The organism is Streptomyces sp. DH12, from assembly GCF_020873895.1.
Classification (GTDB): Bacteria; Actinomycetota; Actinomycetes; order Streptomycetales; family Streptomycetaceae; genus Streptomyces.
On sequence record NZ_JAHWGT010000049.1, the window covers coordinates 1 to 15,654 of the forward strand.

A 15,654-nucleotide genomic window follows, 5' to 3' on the forward strand; every position below is an offset into this window, starting at 1 on the left:
GCACCCGCACCCGCACCCGCACCCGCACCCGCAAGCGTTCCACCCGCGCCGCCCCCGCGCCCGCAAGCGATCCGCCTGCGCCCCCGCTAGCGCCGCCGGCGTCCGCCCGTCCCCGCCCCCGCAAGCGCCGTCCGAGCCTCCGCCCGCCCAGCCCGCCCTGCCCCCGCGCTACCCCTACCGCAGTACCGCCTCCAGGAAGTCGCTGCCGATCCGGGCGACGGCCGCCACGTCCAGCTGGTGCAGCACGTACCGCCCCCTGCGGCGGACCGTCACCAGCTCCGCCTTCTTCAGTACCGACAGGTGGCGGGACACCTCCGGCGGGGTGATCCCGTACGTGTCGGCCAGCTCGCTCGTCGTGTACGAACCCCGCGCCAGCTGCCGGCACAGCCGCATCCGCAACGGGTGCGCCAGTGCCTCCATCCGCCGCTGCAGCAGTTCCACCGACGCGGGCTCCGACATGGCGGGCGCTCCGACCGGGTACTGCACGACGGGCCGCCAACCCGGCGCGTGCAGCACCAGCAGGTGCGGCCAGCCGAAGCTGGTCGGCACGAACGTCACGCCCGGCCCGACCTCCGGGTCCACGGCTGTCGTCCGGCCGTGCGCCAGCTTGTCCACGTGGACCCGACGCCGTGCCCCGTCCTCCTCCAGGGCGATCGCCTGCGACACCGCGCGCAGCGCCTCCGCCAGGCCCCTGCGGCGCAGGAGCTCCCCCTTCTCCCGGGCGTCGGCCGCCAGTCCGGGAGCGACCCGCCGCCACGTGTCGGCGAAGAACGCCTCGTCGCAGTCCTCGAACAATCGGCGCAGCCACGCGCGCACACCGCTCGGGTCGTCCAGCAGCCGGCGGGTGAAGTCCAGCTGCCGGGGGCCCCGGTTGGCGGCCAGCTCCAGGACGCGGGCCGGCCGTACCGGGTCCCCGGACGTGTACGTCGAGCAGTTGAACTCCAGCGCCGCCCTGACGAACCGCTCCTCGTCCAGCCGGTCGAGCTGGTCGAGCTCCTCCGCGAGCGTCGTCCCCGGACGTCCGTCCCCGCCCCGCACCCCCGCGTACGGCAGGAACACGTCGGACAGGGTCGCCGTCCACAGGAAGTTCGCCTCGTGGAGCCGGTCGGCGAGATCCGGCTTCAGTCCCGCAGCGGTCGCCGTCGCCCAGCCGTGCAGGCCGGGGTGGTGCGCGGGCTCGGCCAGGGCGTGCAGGGCGACGCCGAGCTCGGCGAGGGGCGAGAGCTCGAAGATGACGCGCTCGGACGGCAGGCCGGTGATGTCGATGGTCAGGCTCACGTCCCCATGGTGCGGGGTGCCGCGGGGGCGCGGCGGTCACTTGACGACCCTCGTCAATCGACGCGCGACCCCGGTGGCGGTCCGTCCAGCCTGGACGCATGAACGTGACGCAGCAGTACCTCCTCGACACCTACCGCGCCGCCCAGCACGGCACGCCCTACCCGCCCGCGCCCGGCGGTCCCTCCACACCCTCCCTCCGTCCGCTCCTCCGTGCGCTACCGCGCCGCTGGGCGCGCGCCACACCACCCGGCCGGTCGGGGCCCACCCCGCCGTCCTCCTCTCAGTCCTCCCGCTCCACCTGACGCACGTACCCGAGGAAGTCGGCGACCGCCTCTGCCACGTCATCGGCCGTCCACTCCAGCCCCGGCGCCGCGACCGTCACCTCGGTCACCGCGACTCCGGGCGGGCCGGCCGCGCTCCCCGCGAACCAGCGGCGGAACAGCACCCGCCCCGTCTCCTCCGCCTGCCGCACGGCGGCCTCCGTCAGCACCTCCGACGCGTGGGGCAGCCACACCTGGAACTCGTGGGTGTGCGGCACTTCCGGGTGCACCCGGAACCACGGCACGGCCGCCGCCTCGAACCCTTTCCGCAATCCCGCCGCCACGACCGCCGCGTGCGCCACGTACGACGGCAGCCTCGGCAGCTCCCGTGCCAGGCCCAGCAGGTCGGCCAGCGCCGCCGGATGCTGCTGGAAGACGCTGCCCCCGTAGCGGTGGCGCCACGCCCGCGCCTCCGCCACGAACGACTCCGGCCCCACCAGCGCCGCACCGGACAGACCACCCAGCGACTTGTAGAACGACACGTAGACGCTGTCCGCCAGCTCCGCGATCTCCGGCAGGCCCCGCCCGAAGTGCGACGTGGTCTCCCACAGGCGGGCCCCGTCGAAGTGCACCAGGGCGTCCCGCTCCCGCGCCGCCTCCACCACCTCCTCCAGCTCGTCCCAGGTCGGCAGGGTGTATCCGGCGTCCCGCAGCGGCAGCTCCAGCATCAACGTCCCGAACGGCTCCTCCACCCCGCGCACCTCGTCCGCCGTCGGCAGCCGCCCCGCCCTCGTCGGGTGCACGGTCCGCAGCCCGCTCACCGCCCCCAGCGCGCCCCGCTCGTGCACCTCCGGATGGGCCAGCGGGTGCAGCGCCACGACGGGGTTGCCCGTGCGTCCCGCCCAGCACCGCAGCGCCACCTGCTGCGCCATCGTCCCGGTCGGGAAGAACGCCGCCGCCGGGAACCCCAGCAGCTCCGCCACCCGCTGCTCCAGGTGCTCGACGACCCCGTCCCCGTACAGGTCGACAGTGCCGTCCAGGTCGTACACCGAGGGCCCCTCTTCGGCCAGCACCCGGAGCCACTCCGCCGGCGTGCCCTCCGCCGACCCCCTGGCCAGCACCCGATCGGCTCCTCGCCACGCGGCGACCCGTCGCCGCCGCTGCTCCTCCTCTCCTCCCGACTTCCGCTGCTCCGTGCTCTCGCCGTCGTCCGTCATCAGATCAGCCATGCGCCGATCATCCCGGTGCGTTGTCCACAAGCGCCCGCGATTATCGGACCGGGTGCTGTGGCCTGTGGACAGTGCGGAAGCGGCGGCGAAACGCTGGCGTAGCATGACGAGAAATCGTCCGGTACCCCCCGCGGACTGGAACGGAAGGCCGTCGCCACGTGAACCCATCAGCAGCGGAACCCCGCCCCGCCCGACTCGCCGTGGGCGTCGTGGGCGCGGGCCGGGTAGGACCCGCCCTCGCCGCGTCCCTGCAGCTCGCCGGACACCGCCCGGTCGCCGTCTCCGGTGTGTCCGACGCGTCGCTGCGCCGCGCCGCCGACCTGCTCCCCGGCGTGCCCGTGGTCCCGCCCGCGCAGGTCATGGAGCGGGCCGACCTGGTGCTGCTCACGGTCCCCGACGACGCCCTCCCGGGCCTGGTGCAGGGCCTCGCGGAGACCGGCGCCGTACGGCCCGGGCAGCTCCTCGTCCACACCTCCGGCCGGTACGGCGTCGGAGTGCTCGACCCGGCCCGGCGGGCCGGCGCCCTGCCGCTCGCCCTGCACCCCGCCATGACGTTCACCGGCACCAGCGTGGACGTGCAGCGGCTCGCCGGCTGCTCCTTCGGGGTCACCGCCCCCGAGGAGCTGCGCCTGGCCGCCGAGGCGCTCGTCATCGAGATGGGCGGCGAGCCCGAGTGGATCGCGGAGGCGGCCCGGCCGCTGTACCACGCCGCCCTGGCCCTGGGCGCCAACCACCTGGTCACCCTGGTGGCCCAGTCGATGGAGCTGCTCCGCCACGCGGGGGTCGCGGCACCGGACCGGATGCTCGGCCCGCTCCTCGGCGCGGCGCTGGACAACGCGCTGCGGTCCGGTGACGCCGCCCTGACCGGTCCGGTCGCGCGCGGGGACGCCGGTACGGTCGCCGCGCACGTGGCGGAGCTGCGCAAGCACGCCCCGGCCACGGTCGAGGGCTACCTCGCCATGGCCCGCTCCACCGCGGACCGCGCCCTGGCGCACGGGCTGCTCAAGCCCGAGTTCGCCGAGGACCTGCTCGGCGTCCTCGCCACGGGCCCGGCCGCGGAGGGACGCCCCGACGGCGAGGGTCCGGAAGGAGACAGCGACCGATGAGTTCGACGCCGCACGCCACCAGCCCGTCCGGCGGGGCGCCGGACGCCGCGCGCCCCGGTGTCGCGCTCGTCCACACCCGTGAGGCGCTCGACCGGCTGCGCGAGGGCACGCCTGCGGCCGCGGACCGCCCGGGCGCCCGTCGGCCGGCGCCGGACGCACCGGTCGGCGCGTCCACCGCCGCGGCGCCCGCCACGGACCCTGGTCCCGCCACGCCCGCCCCGGACCCTGGTCCCGCGGCGCCCGTCCATGCCGCGGCGCCCGTCCATGCCGCGGCGCCCGTCCATGCCGCAGCGCCCGTCCACGCCGCTGCCCCCGCCGGGGCCGCTGCCCCCGCGTCCGCCCCCCGGGTCGCCGTCGTCATGACGATGGGGGCCCTGCACGAGGGGCACGCCACGCTCGTGCGGACAGCGCGGGAGCACGTCGGACCCGCCGGTTTCGTCGTGGTGACCGTCTTCGTCAACCCACTGCAGTTCGGCGCCGGCGAGGACCTCGACCGCTACCCCCGCACCCTCGACGCCGACGTCCGGATCGCCGAGGAGGCGGGTGCCGACGCGGTGTTCGCGCCCTCCGTCGACGAGGTCTACCCCGGCGGCGAGCCGCAGGTCCGGATCACGGCGGGGCCCATGGGACAGCGGCTGGAAGGCGCCTCACGCCCCGGGCACTTCGACGGCATGCTGACCGTCGTGGCGAAGCTGCTCCACCTCACCCGCCCCGACGTGGCGTTCTTCGGCCAGAAGGACGCCCAGCAGCTGGCCCTGATCCGCCGCATGGTCCGGGACCTCGACTTCCGCGTCCGCATCGTCGGCGTGCCGACGGTCCGCGAGGCCGACGGCCTGGCGCTGTCCAGCCGCAACCGCTACCTGTCGCCCCGCGAGCGCCGTACCGCGCTCGCCCTCTCCGCCGCCCTGTTCGCCGCGCGCGACCGGCTCGCCGCCCAGCAGGCGCTGGTCGCGCGGGCCGCGTCGCTGCCCACGTCGCAGGGCCGGGCGGACGCGCTGTCCCGGATCGGCGAGTCCCGTGCCGCGGCCGACGCGCACGCCGTCGCCCAGGCGGTGCACGCCCCGCGAGGGGCCGACGCCGTGCGCGCCGCCGCCGGGGCCGTACTGGAGGAGGCGGCGAAGGCCGAGCCGCCGCTCGTCCTCGACTACCTCGCCCTGGTGGACCCGGCCGACTTCACCGAGGTACCCGACGACCACACGGGCGAAGCCGTCCTCCTGGTCGCGGCCAAGGTCGGTACGACCCGGCTGATCGACAACCTGCCTCTGACCCTCGGAGCACCCGCATGACCGGCATACGACTCCAGGCCCCGGCGCCCGGCTGGGCCATCGACGCCGATGTGGTCGTCGTCGGCTCCGGCGTCGCCGGCCTGACCGCCGCCCTCCGCTGCACGGCCGCCGGGCTCCGCACGGTCGTCGTCACCAAGGCCCGGCTGGACGACGGCTCCACCCGCTGGGCGCAGGGCGGCATCGCCGCGGCGCTGGGCGACGGCGACACCCCCGACCAGCACATGGAGGACACGCTCGTCGCGGGCGCCGGCCTCTGCGACGAGGTGGCGGTACGCGCCCTGGTCACCGAGGGCCCGGACGCCGTGCGGCGCCTGATCGCGACCGGCGCCCGGTTCGACACGGACGAGGCCGGCACCATCGAGCTGACCCGCGAGGGCGGACACCACCGCCGCCGCATCGCCCACGCCGGCGGCGACGCGACGGGCGCCGAGATCTCCCGCGCCCTGGTCGACGCGGTCCGCGAGCGCGCCGTCCGCACCATCGAGAACGCCCTGGTCCTGGACCTGCTCACCGACGCCGGCGGCCGGACCGCGGGCGTCACCCTGCACGTCATGGGGGAGGGCCAGCACGACGGCGTCGGCGCCGTCCACGCCCCGGCCGTCGTCCTCGCGACCGGCGGCATGGGCCAGGTCTTCTCCGCCACCACCAACCCGGCCGTCTCCACCGGCGACGGCGTCGCGCTCGCGCTGCGGGCCGGCGCCGAGGTCAGCGACCTGGAGTTCGTGCAGTTCCACCCGACCGTCCTGTTCCTCGGCCGTGAGGCGGAGGGCCAGCAGCCGCTGGTCTCCGAGGCGGTACGGGGCGAGGGCGCCCACCTGGTCGACGCGGACGGCGTGCGGTTCATGGTCGGGCAGCACGAGCTGGCCGAGCTGGCGCCGCGCGACATCGTCGCGAAGGGCATCATGCGCCGGATGCGCGAGCAGGGCACCTCGCACATGTACCTGGACGCCCGCCACTTCGGCGCGCGGATGTGGGAGACGCGCTTCCCGACCATCCTCGCCGCGTGCCGCGCCCACGGCTTCGACCCGGTCACCGAGCCCATCCCGGTCGCCCCGGCCGCCCACTACGCGTCCGGCGGCGTCCGTACCGACCTGCGCGGCCGCACCACCGTGCCCGGCCTGTACGCGTGCGGGGAGGTCGCCTGCACCGGCGTGCACGGCGCCAACCGGCTCGCCTCGAACTCGCTCCTGGAGGGCCTGGTCTTCGCCGAGCGCATCGCCGACGAGATCGCCGCGGGGAAGGCGCGGGCGGGCGGCCCGGTGCCGCAGCCGGTCCCGCACCCGGCGCCGCGCGTCCTGCCGCTCCTCGACCCGGCCGCCCGCGCCCGCGTCCAGCACGTCATGACGCACGGCGCCGGAGTGCTGCGTTCCGCCGCCAGCCTCGCCGAGGCGGCCGAGCAGCTGGACGCCGTGTACGCCGAGGCCGCCGGCCGACCGACGGGCGGCGAAGGCACCACGGCCACCGTGGGCACCGGGGCCACCGAAAGCACCGAAGGAGCCGGCGGGGACAAGACGGCCGAGCCCGGCGTGGAGTCGTGGGAGACCACCAACCTCCTGTGCGTGGCCCGCGTCCTGGTCGCCGCCGCCCGCCGCCGCGAGGAGACCCGCGGCTGCCACTGGCGGGAGGACCACCCGGACCGCGACGACGACGCCTGGCGCCGCCACCTCGTCGTCCGCCTGGGCCCGGACCGGAGCCTGGACGTCCGTACCACCGACACCCACGACCTCCCGCCCACCACGCCCGACACCCGGCCGCCCGCCCCCGAGGCGCCGACCCCCGCAGCACCCGCCTCCGAACCGTCCGCCCCCGGGCCGTCCACCCCCCGGACGCCCACCACCCCCGACCCCGCCGACAAGGCCGCCGCCCGCAGGGAGCCGCAACCATGAGCACGCCCGAAGAACGCCCGCAGCCCGTGGACGTACCCCTGATCCAGATCGGCGCGCCCGCGTCGGCCGAGGAGGCGGCAGGAGGCGGCTGCGGCGACGGCTGCGGCTGCGCGGCCGGCGTGGAGGGCGACGAGGAGGTGTACGAGTGCGGGCTCGACCCGGCGCTCGCCGCGCTCCTCGCGCAGGCGGGCCTCGACCCCGTGCTGGTGGAGGACGTCGCCTACCGCGCGGTCGAGGAGGACCTGGACGGCGGCGTGGACGTGACGACGGTCGCGACCGTGCCCGAGGACGCCGTCGCCACGGCGGACTTCACCGCGCGCGAGGCGGGCACGGTCGCCGGCATCCACGTCGCGGAGGCGGTGCTGTCGATCGTGTGCACAGCCGAGTTCGAGGTCGAGCGGCACGTCCTCGACGGCGACCGGGTCGAGGCGGGCCAGAAGCTGCTCTCCGTCACCGCCCGCACGCGTGACCTGCTGACCGGCGAGCGCAGCGCGCTGAACATCATGTGCCGCCTCTCCGGCATCGCCACCGCCACCCGGGCCTGGGCGGACGCCCTGGAGGGCCACAAGGCGGAGGTCCGCGACACCCGCAAGACCACGCCGGGACTGCGCGCCCTGGAGAAGTACGCGGTGCGCTGCGGCGGCGGCGTCAACCACCGCATGTCCCTGTCGGACGCCGCGCTGGTGAAGGACAACCACGTGGTGGCCGCGGGCGGTGTGGCCGAGGCGTTCAAGGCCGTGCGGGAGCAGTTCCCCGACGTGCCGATCGAGGTCGAGGTCGACACGCTGCACCAGGTCCGCGAGGTCCTGGAGGCGGGCGCCGACCTGATCCTCCTGGACAACTTCACGCCGCTGGAGACGGAGGAGGCCGTCGCGCTGGTCGCGGGCCGCGCCGTCCTGGAGTCGTCGGGCCGGCTCACCCTGGAGAACGCCGCCGCGTACGCCGCGACCGGTGTCGACTACCTCGCGGTGGGCGCCCTCACCCACTCGTCGCCGATCCTCGACATCGGCCTGGACCTGCGAGAGGCCCGGGACTGACCGTGCTGCTCACCATCGACGTCGGCAACACCCACACCGTCCTCGGCCTCTTCGACGGCGAGGAGATCGTCGAGCACTGGCGGATCTCCACGGACGCGCGCCGCACCGCCGACGAGCTCGCCGTGGTGCTCCAGGGGCTGATGGGCATGCACCCGCTGCTCGGCGTCGAGCTGGGCGAGGGCATCGGCGGCATCGCGATCTGCTCGACGGTCCCGTCCGTCCTGCACGAGCTCCGCGAGGTGACGAGGCGCTACTACGGCGACGTCCCGGCGGTCCTCGTCGAGCCCGGCATCAAGACGGGCGTCCCGATCCTCACCGACAACCCCAAGGAGGTCGGCGCCGACCGGGTCATCAACTCGGCCGCCGCCGTCGAGCTCTACGGCGGCCCGGCGATCGTCGTCGACTTCGGTACGGCGACGACGTTCGACGCCGTGAGCTCGCGAGGCGAGTACGTGGGCGGGGTGATCGCCCCCGGCATCGAGATCTCCGTCGAGGCGCTGGGCGTCCGCGGCGCGCAGCTGCGCAAGATCGAGGTGACCCGGCCGCGCGGCGTCATCGGCAAGAACACCGTCGAGGCGATGCAGTCGGGCATCGTGTACGGCTTCGCGGGGCAGGTCGACGGCGTCGTCGCCCGCATGCGGCAGGAGCTGGTCGGCCCGGACGGCGACCCCTCGGACGTCACCGTCATCGCCACGGGCGGCCTGGCGCCGATGGTGCTCGGCGAGGCGAAGCTGATCGACGAGCACGAGCCGTGGCTGACCCTGATCGGCCTGCGCCTGGTGTACGAGCGGAACATCTCCCGCCTGTAGCAGCCCGCCGCACGGCCCCCCCGGGCGCCGGACGCCCCACCCGCCACCCCGCCGTACGCGAGCGACGTGCCCGGCCGCCACCCCGGCGGCCGGGCACGGCCGCACCGGGCAACGCGCCCGGCACACCCTGCACGAACTTTGTCCGATAAGCACGTATTGTCAGTACATGCCCACGCCATACGGATCACGAGGCGGCCTGGCGTTCAGCGCAGACGAGCTGCGTGTGCTGCGACGCGCCCTGGGACACGCCCTGCACCCGACCCCGCTGGACGGCCAGGACGTCCGGGACTGCCTGCGCCTCGCCGCGGCCGTGGAGGACGCGGCCCGCGAAGGGGACCGGCTGAGGGCCTTCGTCCTGGCCGACCTGGCCCGCTACCGCGCCTCCCTGCCGGGCGCCGCCGCCGGCTACCTGGAGCTGCTCCAGGGCGCCCTGGCCGCCGGGTACGCCCCCCGCGCCGAAGACCTCGCCGCGCTGCGCACCCTGCGCGCCACGCCCGCCGCGGCGGCGCTGCTCGCCCGCTGCGAGGCACCGATGGAACGCTCCACGCGCACCCGGCACCTGCGTCCCCGCCCGGCGGCGGGCGCGACGGCGACCATCCCCGCCCCCGCGGGCCCGCACGCCCGGCGGCTCTTCGCCCTGCCGGGCGGCCGCAGTGAGGAGGAGGGCGAGCCGAGGAGGCCCCAGCCGCCCAAACCGCCGTCCCCCGCGCCGGGCGAGCGCCCCGTGCCCAAGCCGTCCGAGGTCTTCCCGCCGCGCCGGCGCCCCACCCCGCCCCCGTCGGAGAAACGGGCCGCGGGGTAGCTAGTCTGGATGCCATGGACTACGTATCCGCGCTCCTTCCGCCCGTGGTGATGGCCATCTTCTTCACCGCGGTCGTGGTGACGATCGTCAAGAGCCAGGGCGGCCCCAACAAGACCAAGGAAGACGCGGCCGTCGAGGCGGCGTTCGCGCGTGCCGAGTCGGTGCGCCAGGCCGACGGTTCGGCGGAGCCGGGCAAGGCCTGACCCCGGCCGGTCGGGTCGGCCGGGCGGGTCCCTGCCTCCGGAGAGTCGGGCGGGGACCGCTCTCCGAGCGGCCCCTTCGAGGACGTACGACGTGTTCCGCGTCGTACGTCCTTTTTGTCACGTCAATAGGTGTTCCTTCCGGGAAATCCCACTATGGTGGCGGTGTGCCCCGTCCCTTGGGAGAGCTGGAAGACGCCGTCATGACGCGCGTCTGGCAATGGAACCGTCCTGTCACCGTCCGGGAAGTCCTGGAGGATCTCCAGCAGGAACGGTCCATCGCCTACACCACGGTCATGACCGTGCTGGACAATCTCCACCAGAAGGGCTGGGTGCGGAGGGAAGTCGTCGGCCGGGCCTATCGATATACGGCGGTCTCCACGCGCGCGGCCTACTCGGCCGCACTCATGAACGAAGCGTGGTCTCGGAGCGACAACCCGGCGGCCGCGCTCGTCGCCTTCTTCGGCATGATGTCGTCCGAGCAGCGGGAAGCGCTGAACGACGCGATCCGGATCGTCCAGCGCGACACCCCGGAAGGCCCGGGCGAAGCGCCGGAAGGCCCCGCCGGCCCGGAACCCGAAACACCGGGAAATGACTCCGGGCCGGAGCGCGGAGAACCGTCGAATGCGCCGGCGGAAGGCAATGGTCCGGACATCTCCCCGCGCACGCCCCGGCACACGGACCCGGCACCCGGCGACGGGTCTGCGCAGCCGCAGACGGAACCGCGGACGGAACCGCAGACGAAACCGCCGTCGGAACCGGGCGCGGCCACCGCGCCGGCCACCCCGGAATCCGCGAACCGGTACGCCGGACAGCCGCCACGCGCACCGTCGCCGGAACCCGCGGAAAACGCTCCCACCGGTGCCGCCCCGCCGCCCGGCACCCCGGCCCCCGACGCCGCCCCGCCGCCCGAAGCGGCCGCACCCCCGGCCGCCGCCCCACCGTCCCCCGCCCCCGCCCCGGCCGCGCCCGCCCCGCCCGCGCCGTCCCGGGAGGCGGCCGCGCCGCCCGGACCCGCGGACGCCCGCCCCGGCGGAGGCGCCGGCTCCGGCGGCCGCCCCGGGGACCGCGGCGCAGCCCGGCACCAGGGTGCCCGGCAGCGGCCCGACGCGGAGCGATAGCGTTCGCAGGCATGTCCTCCACGTCATCCGCGTCCGCCCCCACCCCCCCCACCCCGGAGCAGTCCGGGAATGCCCGCGCGAAAGCCGTCACCGTCCGCCGGGCGAGGACCGGTGACGTCGCCGCGGTCCGCCGGCTCGTCGACCCCTACGTCACGCGCGGCATCCTCCTCGACAAAGCGACCGTGACCCTTTACGAGGACATCCAGGAGTTCTGGGTCGCGGAACGCGACGAAGACGCTACCGTCGTGGGTTGCGGCGCACTCCATGTGATGTGGGAAGATCTCGCCGAAGTCCGCACTCTCGCCGTGGACCCCGACTTCAAGGGCGCGGGCGTCGGCCATCAGGTGCTGGACAAGTTGCTGCACACCGCCCGCTGGCTCGGGGTGCGCCGGGTATTCTGCCTCACCTTCGAAGTGGACTTCTTCGCGAAGCACGGCTTCGTCGAGATCGGTGAGACGCCGGTCGACGGAGATGTCTACAGCGAGCTGCTGCGTTCCTATGACGAGGGTGTCGCCGAGTTCCTCGGTCTCGAACGGGTGAAGCCCAACACCTTGGGCAACAGTCGCATGCTTCTGCACCTGTGATCCTGCCCGGCGGGGCGATCCCTATGTCCGAATCGCGTATGTTTCCCGCGTTCTCGCGCTTCTGAACCTGCGCCGAGGGTTTGTGTTTTCCAGAGAAAAGCGGTTTCCTTTCCGCGTACTGCATTTTCGATGAAAGGAAATCCGGTGGCACAGAAGGTTCAGGTCCTTCTTGTCGACGACCTCGACGGCGGCGAGGCGGACGAGACGGTGACGTTCGCTCTGGACGGCAAGACCTACGAGATCGACCTCACCACCGCCAACGCGGACAAGCTCCGCACCCTGCTCGAGCCGTACACCAAGAGCGGTCGGCGTACCGGTGGCCGTACCGCCGGTGGCCGCGGCAAGGGCCGTGCGGCGGCGAACGGCAGCCAGGACACCGCGAAGATCCGCGCCTGGGCCAAGGAGAACGGCTACAACGTGAACGACCGCGGTCGTGTGCCGGCCGAGATCAAGCAGGCGTACGAGGACGCCAACCGCTGACCCGGGGCGCACCGGCGCCGGCGGCCCGCAGTCGGGCCCGGTGGCACTCCGCCGCGGCCACCGCGACGAGCCGCACCAGCCCGGAGCCGCCCGAGGACGCCGAGAACCCCGCGACCCCCGTGATCCCCGCGAGCGTGGCCTCCACCTCGCGCCCCGGCACGGGCGGCCGCAGCCAGCCGACGGCACCGGGCACCTCCCAGCCCGGTGGAGTGGGGGCGGCCATCCGGCCGCCCACCCCCCAGGCGGTCAGGTCCAGGCCCACGCCGCCCCACTCCAGCCACTCCAGGAGGCCGGGGAGCTCCTCGGCGCTCCCCGCCGCCACGAGGATCCGCGCCCGCCCACCGGCGACGGCGACGGGCCACTCCCCGTCCACGCGCCGGACCACGGCGAGCCCCGCGACGGCCGGCAGGTCCAGGACGTCGAAGCGGACCCCCGTGAGCAGCCAGGTCGGCGGCCCGGCCACCGAGGGCCAGCCGAGCCGGTCGGCGTACCAGCGGGCGACGCACGGCCCGTCCGCGGGACGTCCGTCGAGCGGTGTGCGCGGAGGAGGGACGGTGAGCGCCATGCCGGGGGAACTCCCGGCACCCCACGGAAGTTACGCACAGTGGGAAACGATCGCTGTGCGTGTCCGAGCGGGGGGCGTGCGGGCGCACCCAGCGGCGCAAGGGTGTTCGCCCGTAGCTGAGGCGGAGGGGGTGCGCCGCATGGACTGTCGGTGGTTCCGGGTAAGACATCCCTTGTGGGGAGGGGCGACACGCGGGCGCGGACGTCTCACGTTCGCCATCGGCGTACTGCCGGTGCGGGTATCTGCCTGGCCTGCGGGAACATCGTCTCGCACCATCGGGTTGGAGCATTTGTCGGCGTTCGGGTCAGGAGGCCATCGACGGGTGTCGGCAGTTGGAATGAGCGGTCCCCGCTTGCGGGACTAAGCTGCGGAAGGACAGGGAGGGGACCGACCCCTTACTGCCTGACCGCTCTGAGGAGCGATTAACGATGTTCGAGAGGTTCACCGACCGCGCGCGGCGGGTTGTCGTCCTGGCTCAGGAAGAAGCCCGGATGCTCAACCACAACTACATCGGCACCGAGCACATCCTCCTGGGCCTGATCCACGAGGGTGAGGGTGTCGCCGCTAAGGCCCTGGAGAGCCTCGGGATTTCGCTCGAGGCGGTCCGCCAGCAGGTGGAGGAGATCATCGGCCAGGGCCAGCAGGCCCCGTCCGGTCACATTCCCTTCACGCCCCGTGCCAAGAAGGTCCTGGAGCTGTCGCTCCGCGAGGCCCTCCAGCTCGGCCACAACTACATCGGCACCGAGCACATCCTGCTCGGCCTGATCCGCGAGGGCGAGGGCGTCGCCGCCCAGGTCCTCGTGAAGCTGGGCGCCGATCTCAACCGGGTGCGGCAGCAGGTCATCCAGCTGCTCTCCGGGTACTCCGGGGGCAAGGAGGCGGCCACCGCCGGCGGTCCCGCCGAGGGCACGCCCTCGACCTCCCTGGTCCTCGACCAGTTCGGCCGCAACCTCACGCAGGCCGCCCGCGAGTCCAAGCTCGACCCGGTCATCGGGCGCGAGAAGGAGATCGAGCGGGTCATGCAGGTGCTGTCCCGCCGGACCAAGAACAACCCGGTCCTCATCGGCGAGCCCGGCGTCGGCAAGACGGCGGTCGTCGAGGGCCTGGCGCAGGCCATCGTCAAGGGCGAGGTGCCCGAGACCCTCAAGGACAAGCACCTCTACACGCTGGACCTCGGCGCGCTCGTCGCCGGCTCCCGCTACCGCGGTGACTTCGAGGAGCGCCTGAAGAAGGTCCTCAAGGAGATCCGCACCCGCGGCGACATCATCCTGTTCATCGACGAGCTCCACACCCTGGTGGGTGCGGGTGCCGCCGAGGGCGCGATCGACGCCGCGAGCATCCTCAAGCCCATGCTGGCCCGCGGTGAGCTGCAGACCATCGGCGCCACCACACTCGACGAGTACCGCAAGTACCTGGAGAAGGACGCCGCGCTGGAGCGCCGCTTCCAGCCCATCCAGGTCGCCGAGCCGTCGCTGCCGCACACCATCGAGATCCTCAAGGGCCTGCGCGACCGGTACGAGGCGCACCACCGCGTCTCCATCACCGACGAGGCCCTCGTCCAGGCCGCGACGCTGGCCGACCGGTACATCTCGGACCGCTTCCTGCCGGACAAGGCGATCGACCTGATCGACGAGGCCGGCTCCCGGATGCGCATCCGCCGGATGACCGCGCCGCCGGACCTCCGCGAGTTCGACGAGAAGATCGCCACTGTCCGCCGGGACAAGGAGTCCGCGATCGACGCGCAGGACTTCGAGAAGGCCGCGTCCCTGCGCGACAAGGAGAAGCAGCTCCTCGCCGCGAAGGCGAAGCGGGAGAAGGAGTGGAAGGCCGGCGACATGGACGTCGTCGCCGAGGTCGACGGCGAGCTGATCGCCGAGGTCCTCGCGACGGCCACCGGCATCCCGGTCTTCAAGTTGACGGAGGAGGAGTCCTCCCGGCTGCTCCGCATGGAGGACGAGCTCCACAAGCGCGTCATCGGCCAGAAGGACGCCATCAAGGCCCTGTCGCAGGCCATCCGCCGTACGCGGGCCGGCCTCAAGGACCCGAAGCGCCCCGGTGGCTCGTTCATCTTCGCCGGCCCGTCCGGCGTCGGTAAGACCGAGCTGTCCAAGACGCTCGCCGAGTTCCTCTTCGGCGACGAGGACGCGATGATCTCCCTCGACATGTCGGAGTTCAGCGAGAAGCACACCGTCTCGCGGCTCTTCGGCTCCCCGCCCGGATACGTCGGGTACGAGGAGGGCGGTCAGCTCACCGAGAAGGTCCGCCGCAAGCCGTTCTCCGTGGTCCTCTTCGACGAGGTCGAGAAGGCCCACCCCGACATCTTCAACTCCCTGCTCCAGATCCTGGAGGACGGTCGCCTGACCGACTCCCAGGGCCGGGTCGTGGACTTCAAGAACACGGTCATCATCATGACGACCAACCTCGGGACCCGGGACATCTCGAAGGGCTTCAACCTGGGCTTCGCCGCCCAGGGCGACGTCAAGACGGGCTACGACCGGATGAAGGCCAAGGTCAACGAGGAGCTGAAGCAGCACTTCCGCCCCGAGTTCCTGAACCGCGTCGACGACACCGTCGTCTTCCACCAGCTCAGCCAGGAAGACATCATCCAGATCGTCGACCTGATGATCGACAAGGTGGACGAGCGTCTGAAGGACCGCGACATGGGCCTGGAGCTCAGCGGGGACGCGAAGATCCTCCTGGCGAAGAAGGGCTACGACCCGGTGCTGGGCGCCCGTCCGCTGCGCCGGACGATCCAGCGCGAGATCGAGGACATCCTGTCGGAGAAGATCCTCTTCGGCGAGCTGCGCCCCGGTCACATCGTGGTCGTCGACACCGAGGGCGAGGGTGAGGAGAAGAAGTTCACCTTCCGCGGTGAGGAGAAGTCGGCGCTGCCGGACGTTCCGCCCATCGAGGCGGCCGGCGGGCCGGGCCCGAACCTCTCCAAGGACGCGTGACACGGCGTTGACACCCGAGGCGTGACCCCCGACGTGTGACGGCGTCGCGCCGAGCGG

General features: G+C 73.6%; 13 protein-coding genes and 2 pseudogenes. 12 read left to right on the top strand and 3 right to left on the bottom strand.

Going from position 1 to position 15,654, the window contains the following annotated elements; all coding sequences use genetic code 11:
• Window positions 1–174: 174 nt before the first annotated feature.
• On the bottom strand, window positions 175–1,272 hold the full coding sequence (locus LPA54_RS30180) for a DUF5937 family protein (protein ID WP_228983815.1): 1,098 nt from the start codon (window positions 1,270–1,272) through the stop codon (window positions 175–177).
• 104 nt (window positions 1,273–1,376) lie between these two features.
• Between LPA54_RS30180 and LPA54_RS30185 the strand changes: the two genes are divergently transcribed.
• Window positions 1,377–1,580, top strand: coding sequence for a hypothetical protein (locus tag LPA54_RS30185; RefSeq protein WP_228983755.1), 204 nt, complete (start codon window positions 1,377–1,379; stop codon window positions 1,578–1,580).
• Here LPA54_RS30185 and LPA54_RS30190 read toward each other — a convergent pair.
• Window positions 1,559–2,767, bottom strand: coding sequence for a low specificity L-threonine aldolase (locus LPA54_RS30190; RefSeq protein ID WP_228983757.1), 1,209 nt, complete (start codon window positions 2,765–2,767; stop codon window positions 1,559–1,561). The two genes, LPA54_RS30185 and LPA54_RS30190, sit on opposite strands and share 22 nt — an antisense overlap.
• A gap of 158 nt (window positions 2,768–2,925) precedes the next feature.
• Between LPA54_RS30190 and LPA54_RS30195 the strand changes: the two genes are divergently transcribed.
• From LPA54_RS30195 to LPA54_RS30240, 10 genes and pseudogenes are all read left to right on the top strand, one after another.
• Window positions 2,926–3,873, top strand: coding sequence for a Rossmann-like and DUF2520 domain-containing protein (locus tag LPA54_RS30195; RefSeq protein WP_228983759.1), 948 nt, complete (start codon window positions 2,926–2,928; stop codon window positions 3,871–3,873).
• Complete coding sequence (gene panC / locus LPA54_RS30200; protein WP_228983761.1) at window positions 3,870–5,159, top strand: pantoate--beta-alanine ligase; 1,290 nt, start codon at window positions 3,870–3,872, stop codon at window positions 5,157–5,159. The genes LPA54_RS30195 and panC overlap by 4 nt, the downstream gene beginning before the upstream one ends.
• Window positions 5,156–6,901: pseudogene (locus tag LPA54_RS30205) on the top strand (L-aspartate oxidase); the annotation flags it as partial. The gene panC and the pseudogene LPA54_RS30205, both read left to right, overlap by 4 nt.
• 140 nt (window positions 6,902–7,041) lie before the next feature.
• Window positions 7,042–8,082: a carboxylating nicotinate-nucleotide diphosphorylase gene (nadC, locus tag LPA54_RS30210; protein WP_228983763.1), complete on the top strand. Its 1,041-nt coding sequence runs from the start codon at window positions 7,042–7,044 to the stop codon at window positions 8,080–8,082.
• A gap of 2 nt (window positions 8,083–8,084) precedes the next feature.
• Window positions 8,085–8,891 (top strand): type III pantothenate kinase, encoded by an 807-nt coding sequence (locus tag LPA54_RS30215; RefSeq protein ID WP_228983765.1) that lies wholly within the window; start codon window positions 8,085–8,087, stop codon window positions 8,889–8,891.
• 196 nt (window positions 8,892–9,087) lie between these two features.
• Window positions 9,088–9,693 (top strand): hypothetical protein, encoded by a 606-nt coding sequence (locus LPA54_RS30220; RefSeq protein ID WP_228983818.1) that lies wholly within the window; start codon window positions 9,088–9,090, stop codon window positions 9,691–9,693.
• A 14-nt stretch (window positions 9,694–9,707) separates the two neighbouring features.
• A complete protein-coding gene (locus tag LPA54_RS30225) occupies window positions 9,708–9,896 on the top strand; it encodes a hypothetical protein (RefSeq protein ID WP_228983766.1) in 189 nt (62 codons plus the stop codon).
• A gap of 164 nt (window positions 9,897–10,060) precedes the next feature.
• Window positions 10,061–10,411: pseudogene (locus tag LPA54_RS30230) on the top strand (BlaI/MecI/CopY family transcriptional regulator); the annotation flags it as partial.
• A gap of 614 nt (window positions 10,412–11,025) precedes the next feature.
• A complete protein-coding gene (locus LPA54_RS30235; RefSeq protein ID WP_228983768.1) occupies window positions 11,026–11,598 on the top strand; it encodes an amino-acid N-acetyltransferase in 573 nt (190 codons plus the stop codon).
• 144 nt (window positions 11,599–11,742) lie between these two features.
• Window positions 11,743–12,078 carry an Lsr2 family protein gene (locus tag LPA54_RS30240; protein WP_058942847.1) on the top strand — a complete coding sequence of 112 codons (336 nt, stop codon included), beginning with the start codon at window positions 11,743–11,745 and terminating at the stop codon, window positions 12,076–12,078.
• On the opposite strand, the gene LPA54_RS30245 is transcribed toward LPA54_RS30240, so the two are convergent.
• On the bottom strand, window positions 12,047–12,643 hold the full coding sequence (locus LPA54_RS30245) for an SCO3374 family protein (RefSeq protein ID WP_228983769.1): 597 nt from the start codon (window positions 12,641–12,643) through the stop codon (window positions 12,047–12,049). The genes LPA54_RS30240 and LPA54_RS30245 overlap by 32 nt on opposite strands.
• A gap of 428 nt (window positions 12,644–13,071) precedes the next feature.
• On the opposite strand from LPA54_RS30245, the gene LPA54_RS30250 reads away from it, so the two are divergent.
• Window positions 13,072–15,597 carry an ATP-dependent Clp protease ATP-binding subunit gene (locus tag LPA54_RS30250; protein WP_228983770.1) on the top strand — a complete coding sequence of 842 codons (2,526 nt, stop codon included), beginning with the start codon at window positions 13,072–13,074 and terminating at the stop codon, window positions 15,595–15,597.
• The last annotated feature ends 57 nt before the right edge of the window (window positions 15,598–15,654 follow it).

Coding starts and splice junctions, on each gene's coding strand:
- LPA54_RS30185 (WP_228983755.1), top strand. CDS start 1,377: ATGAACGTGACGCAGCAGTACCTCCTCGACACCTACCGCGCCGCCCAG.
- LPA54_RS30190 (WP_228983757.1), bottom strand. CDS start 2,767: ATGGCTGATCTGATGACGGACGACGGCGAGAGCACGGAGCAGCGGAAG.
- panC (WP_228983761.1), top strand. CDS start 3,870: ATGAGTTCGACGCCGCACGCCACCAGCCCGTCCGGCGGGGCGCCGGAC.
- nadC (WP_228983763.1), top strand. CDS start 7,042: ATGAGCACGCCCGAAGAACGCCCGCAGCCCGTGGACGTACCCCTGATC.
- LPA54_RS30225 (WP_228983766.1), top strand. CDS start 9,708: ATGGACTACGTATCCGCGCTCCTTCCGCCCGTGGTGATGGCCATCTTC.
- LPA54_RS30235 (WP_228983768.1), top strand. CDS start 11,026: ATGTCCTCCACGTCATCCGCGTCCGCCCCCACCCCCCCCACCCCGGAG.
- LPA54_RS30245 (WP_228983769.1), bottom strand. CDS start 12,643: ATGGCGCTCACCGTCCCTCCTCCGCGCACACCGCTCGACGGACGTCCC.
- LPA54_RS30250 (WP_228983770.1), top strand. CDS start 13,072: ATGTTCGAGAGGTTCACCGACCGCGCGCGGCGGGTTGTCGTCCTGGCT.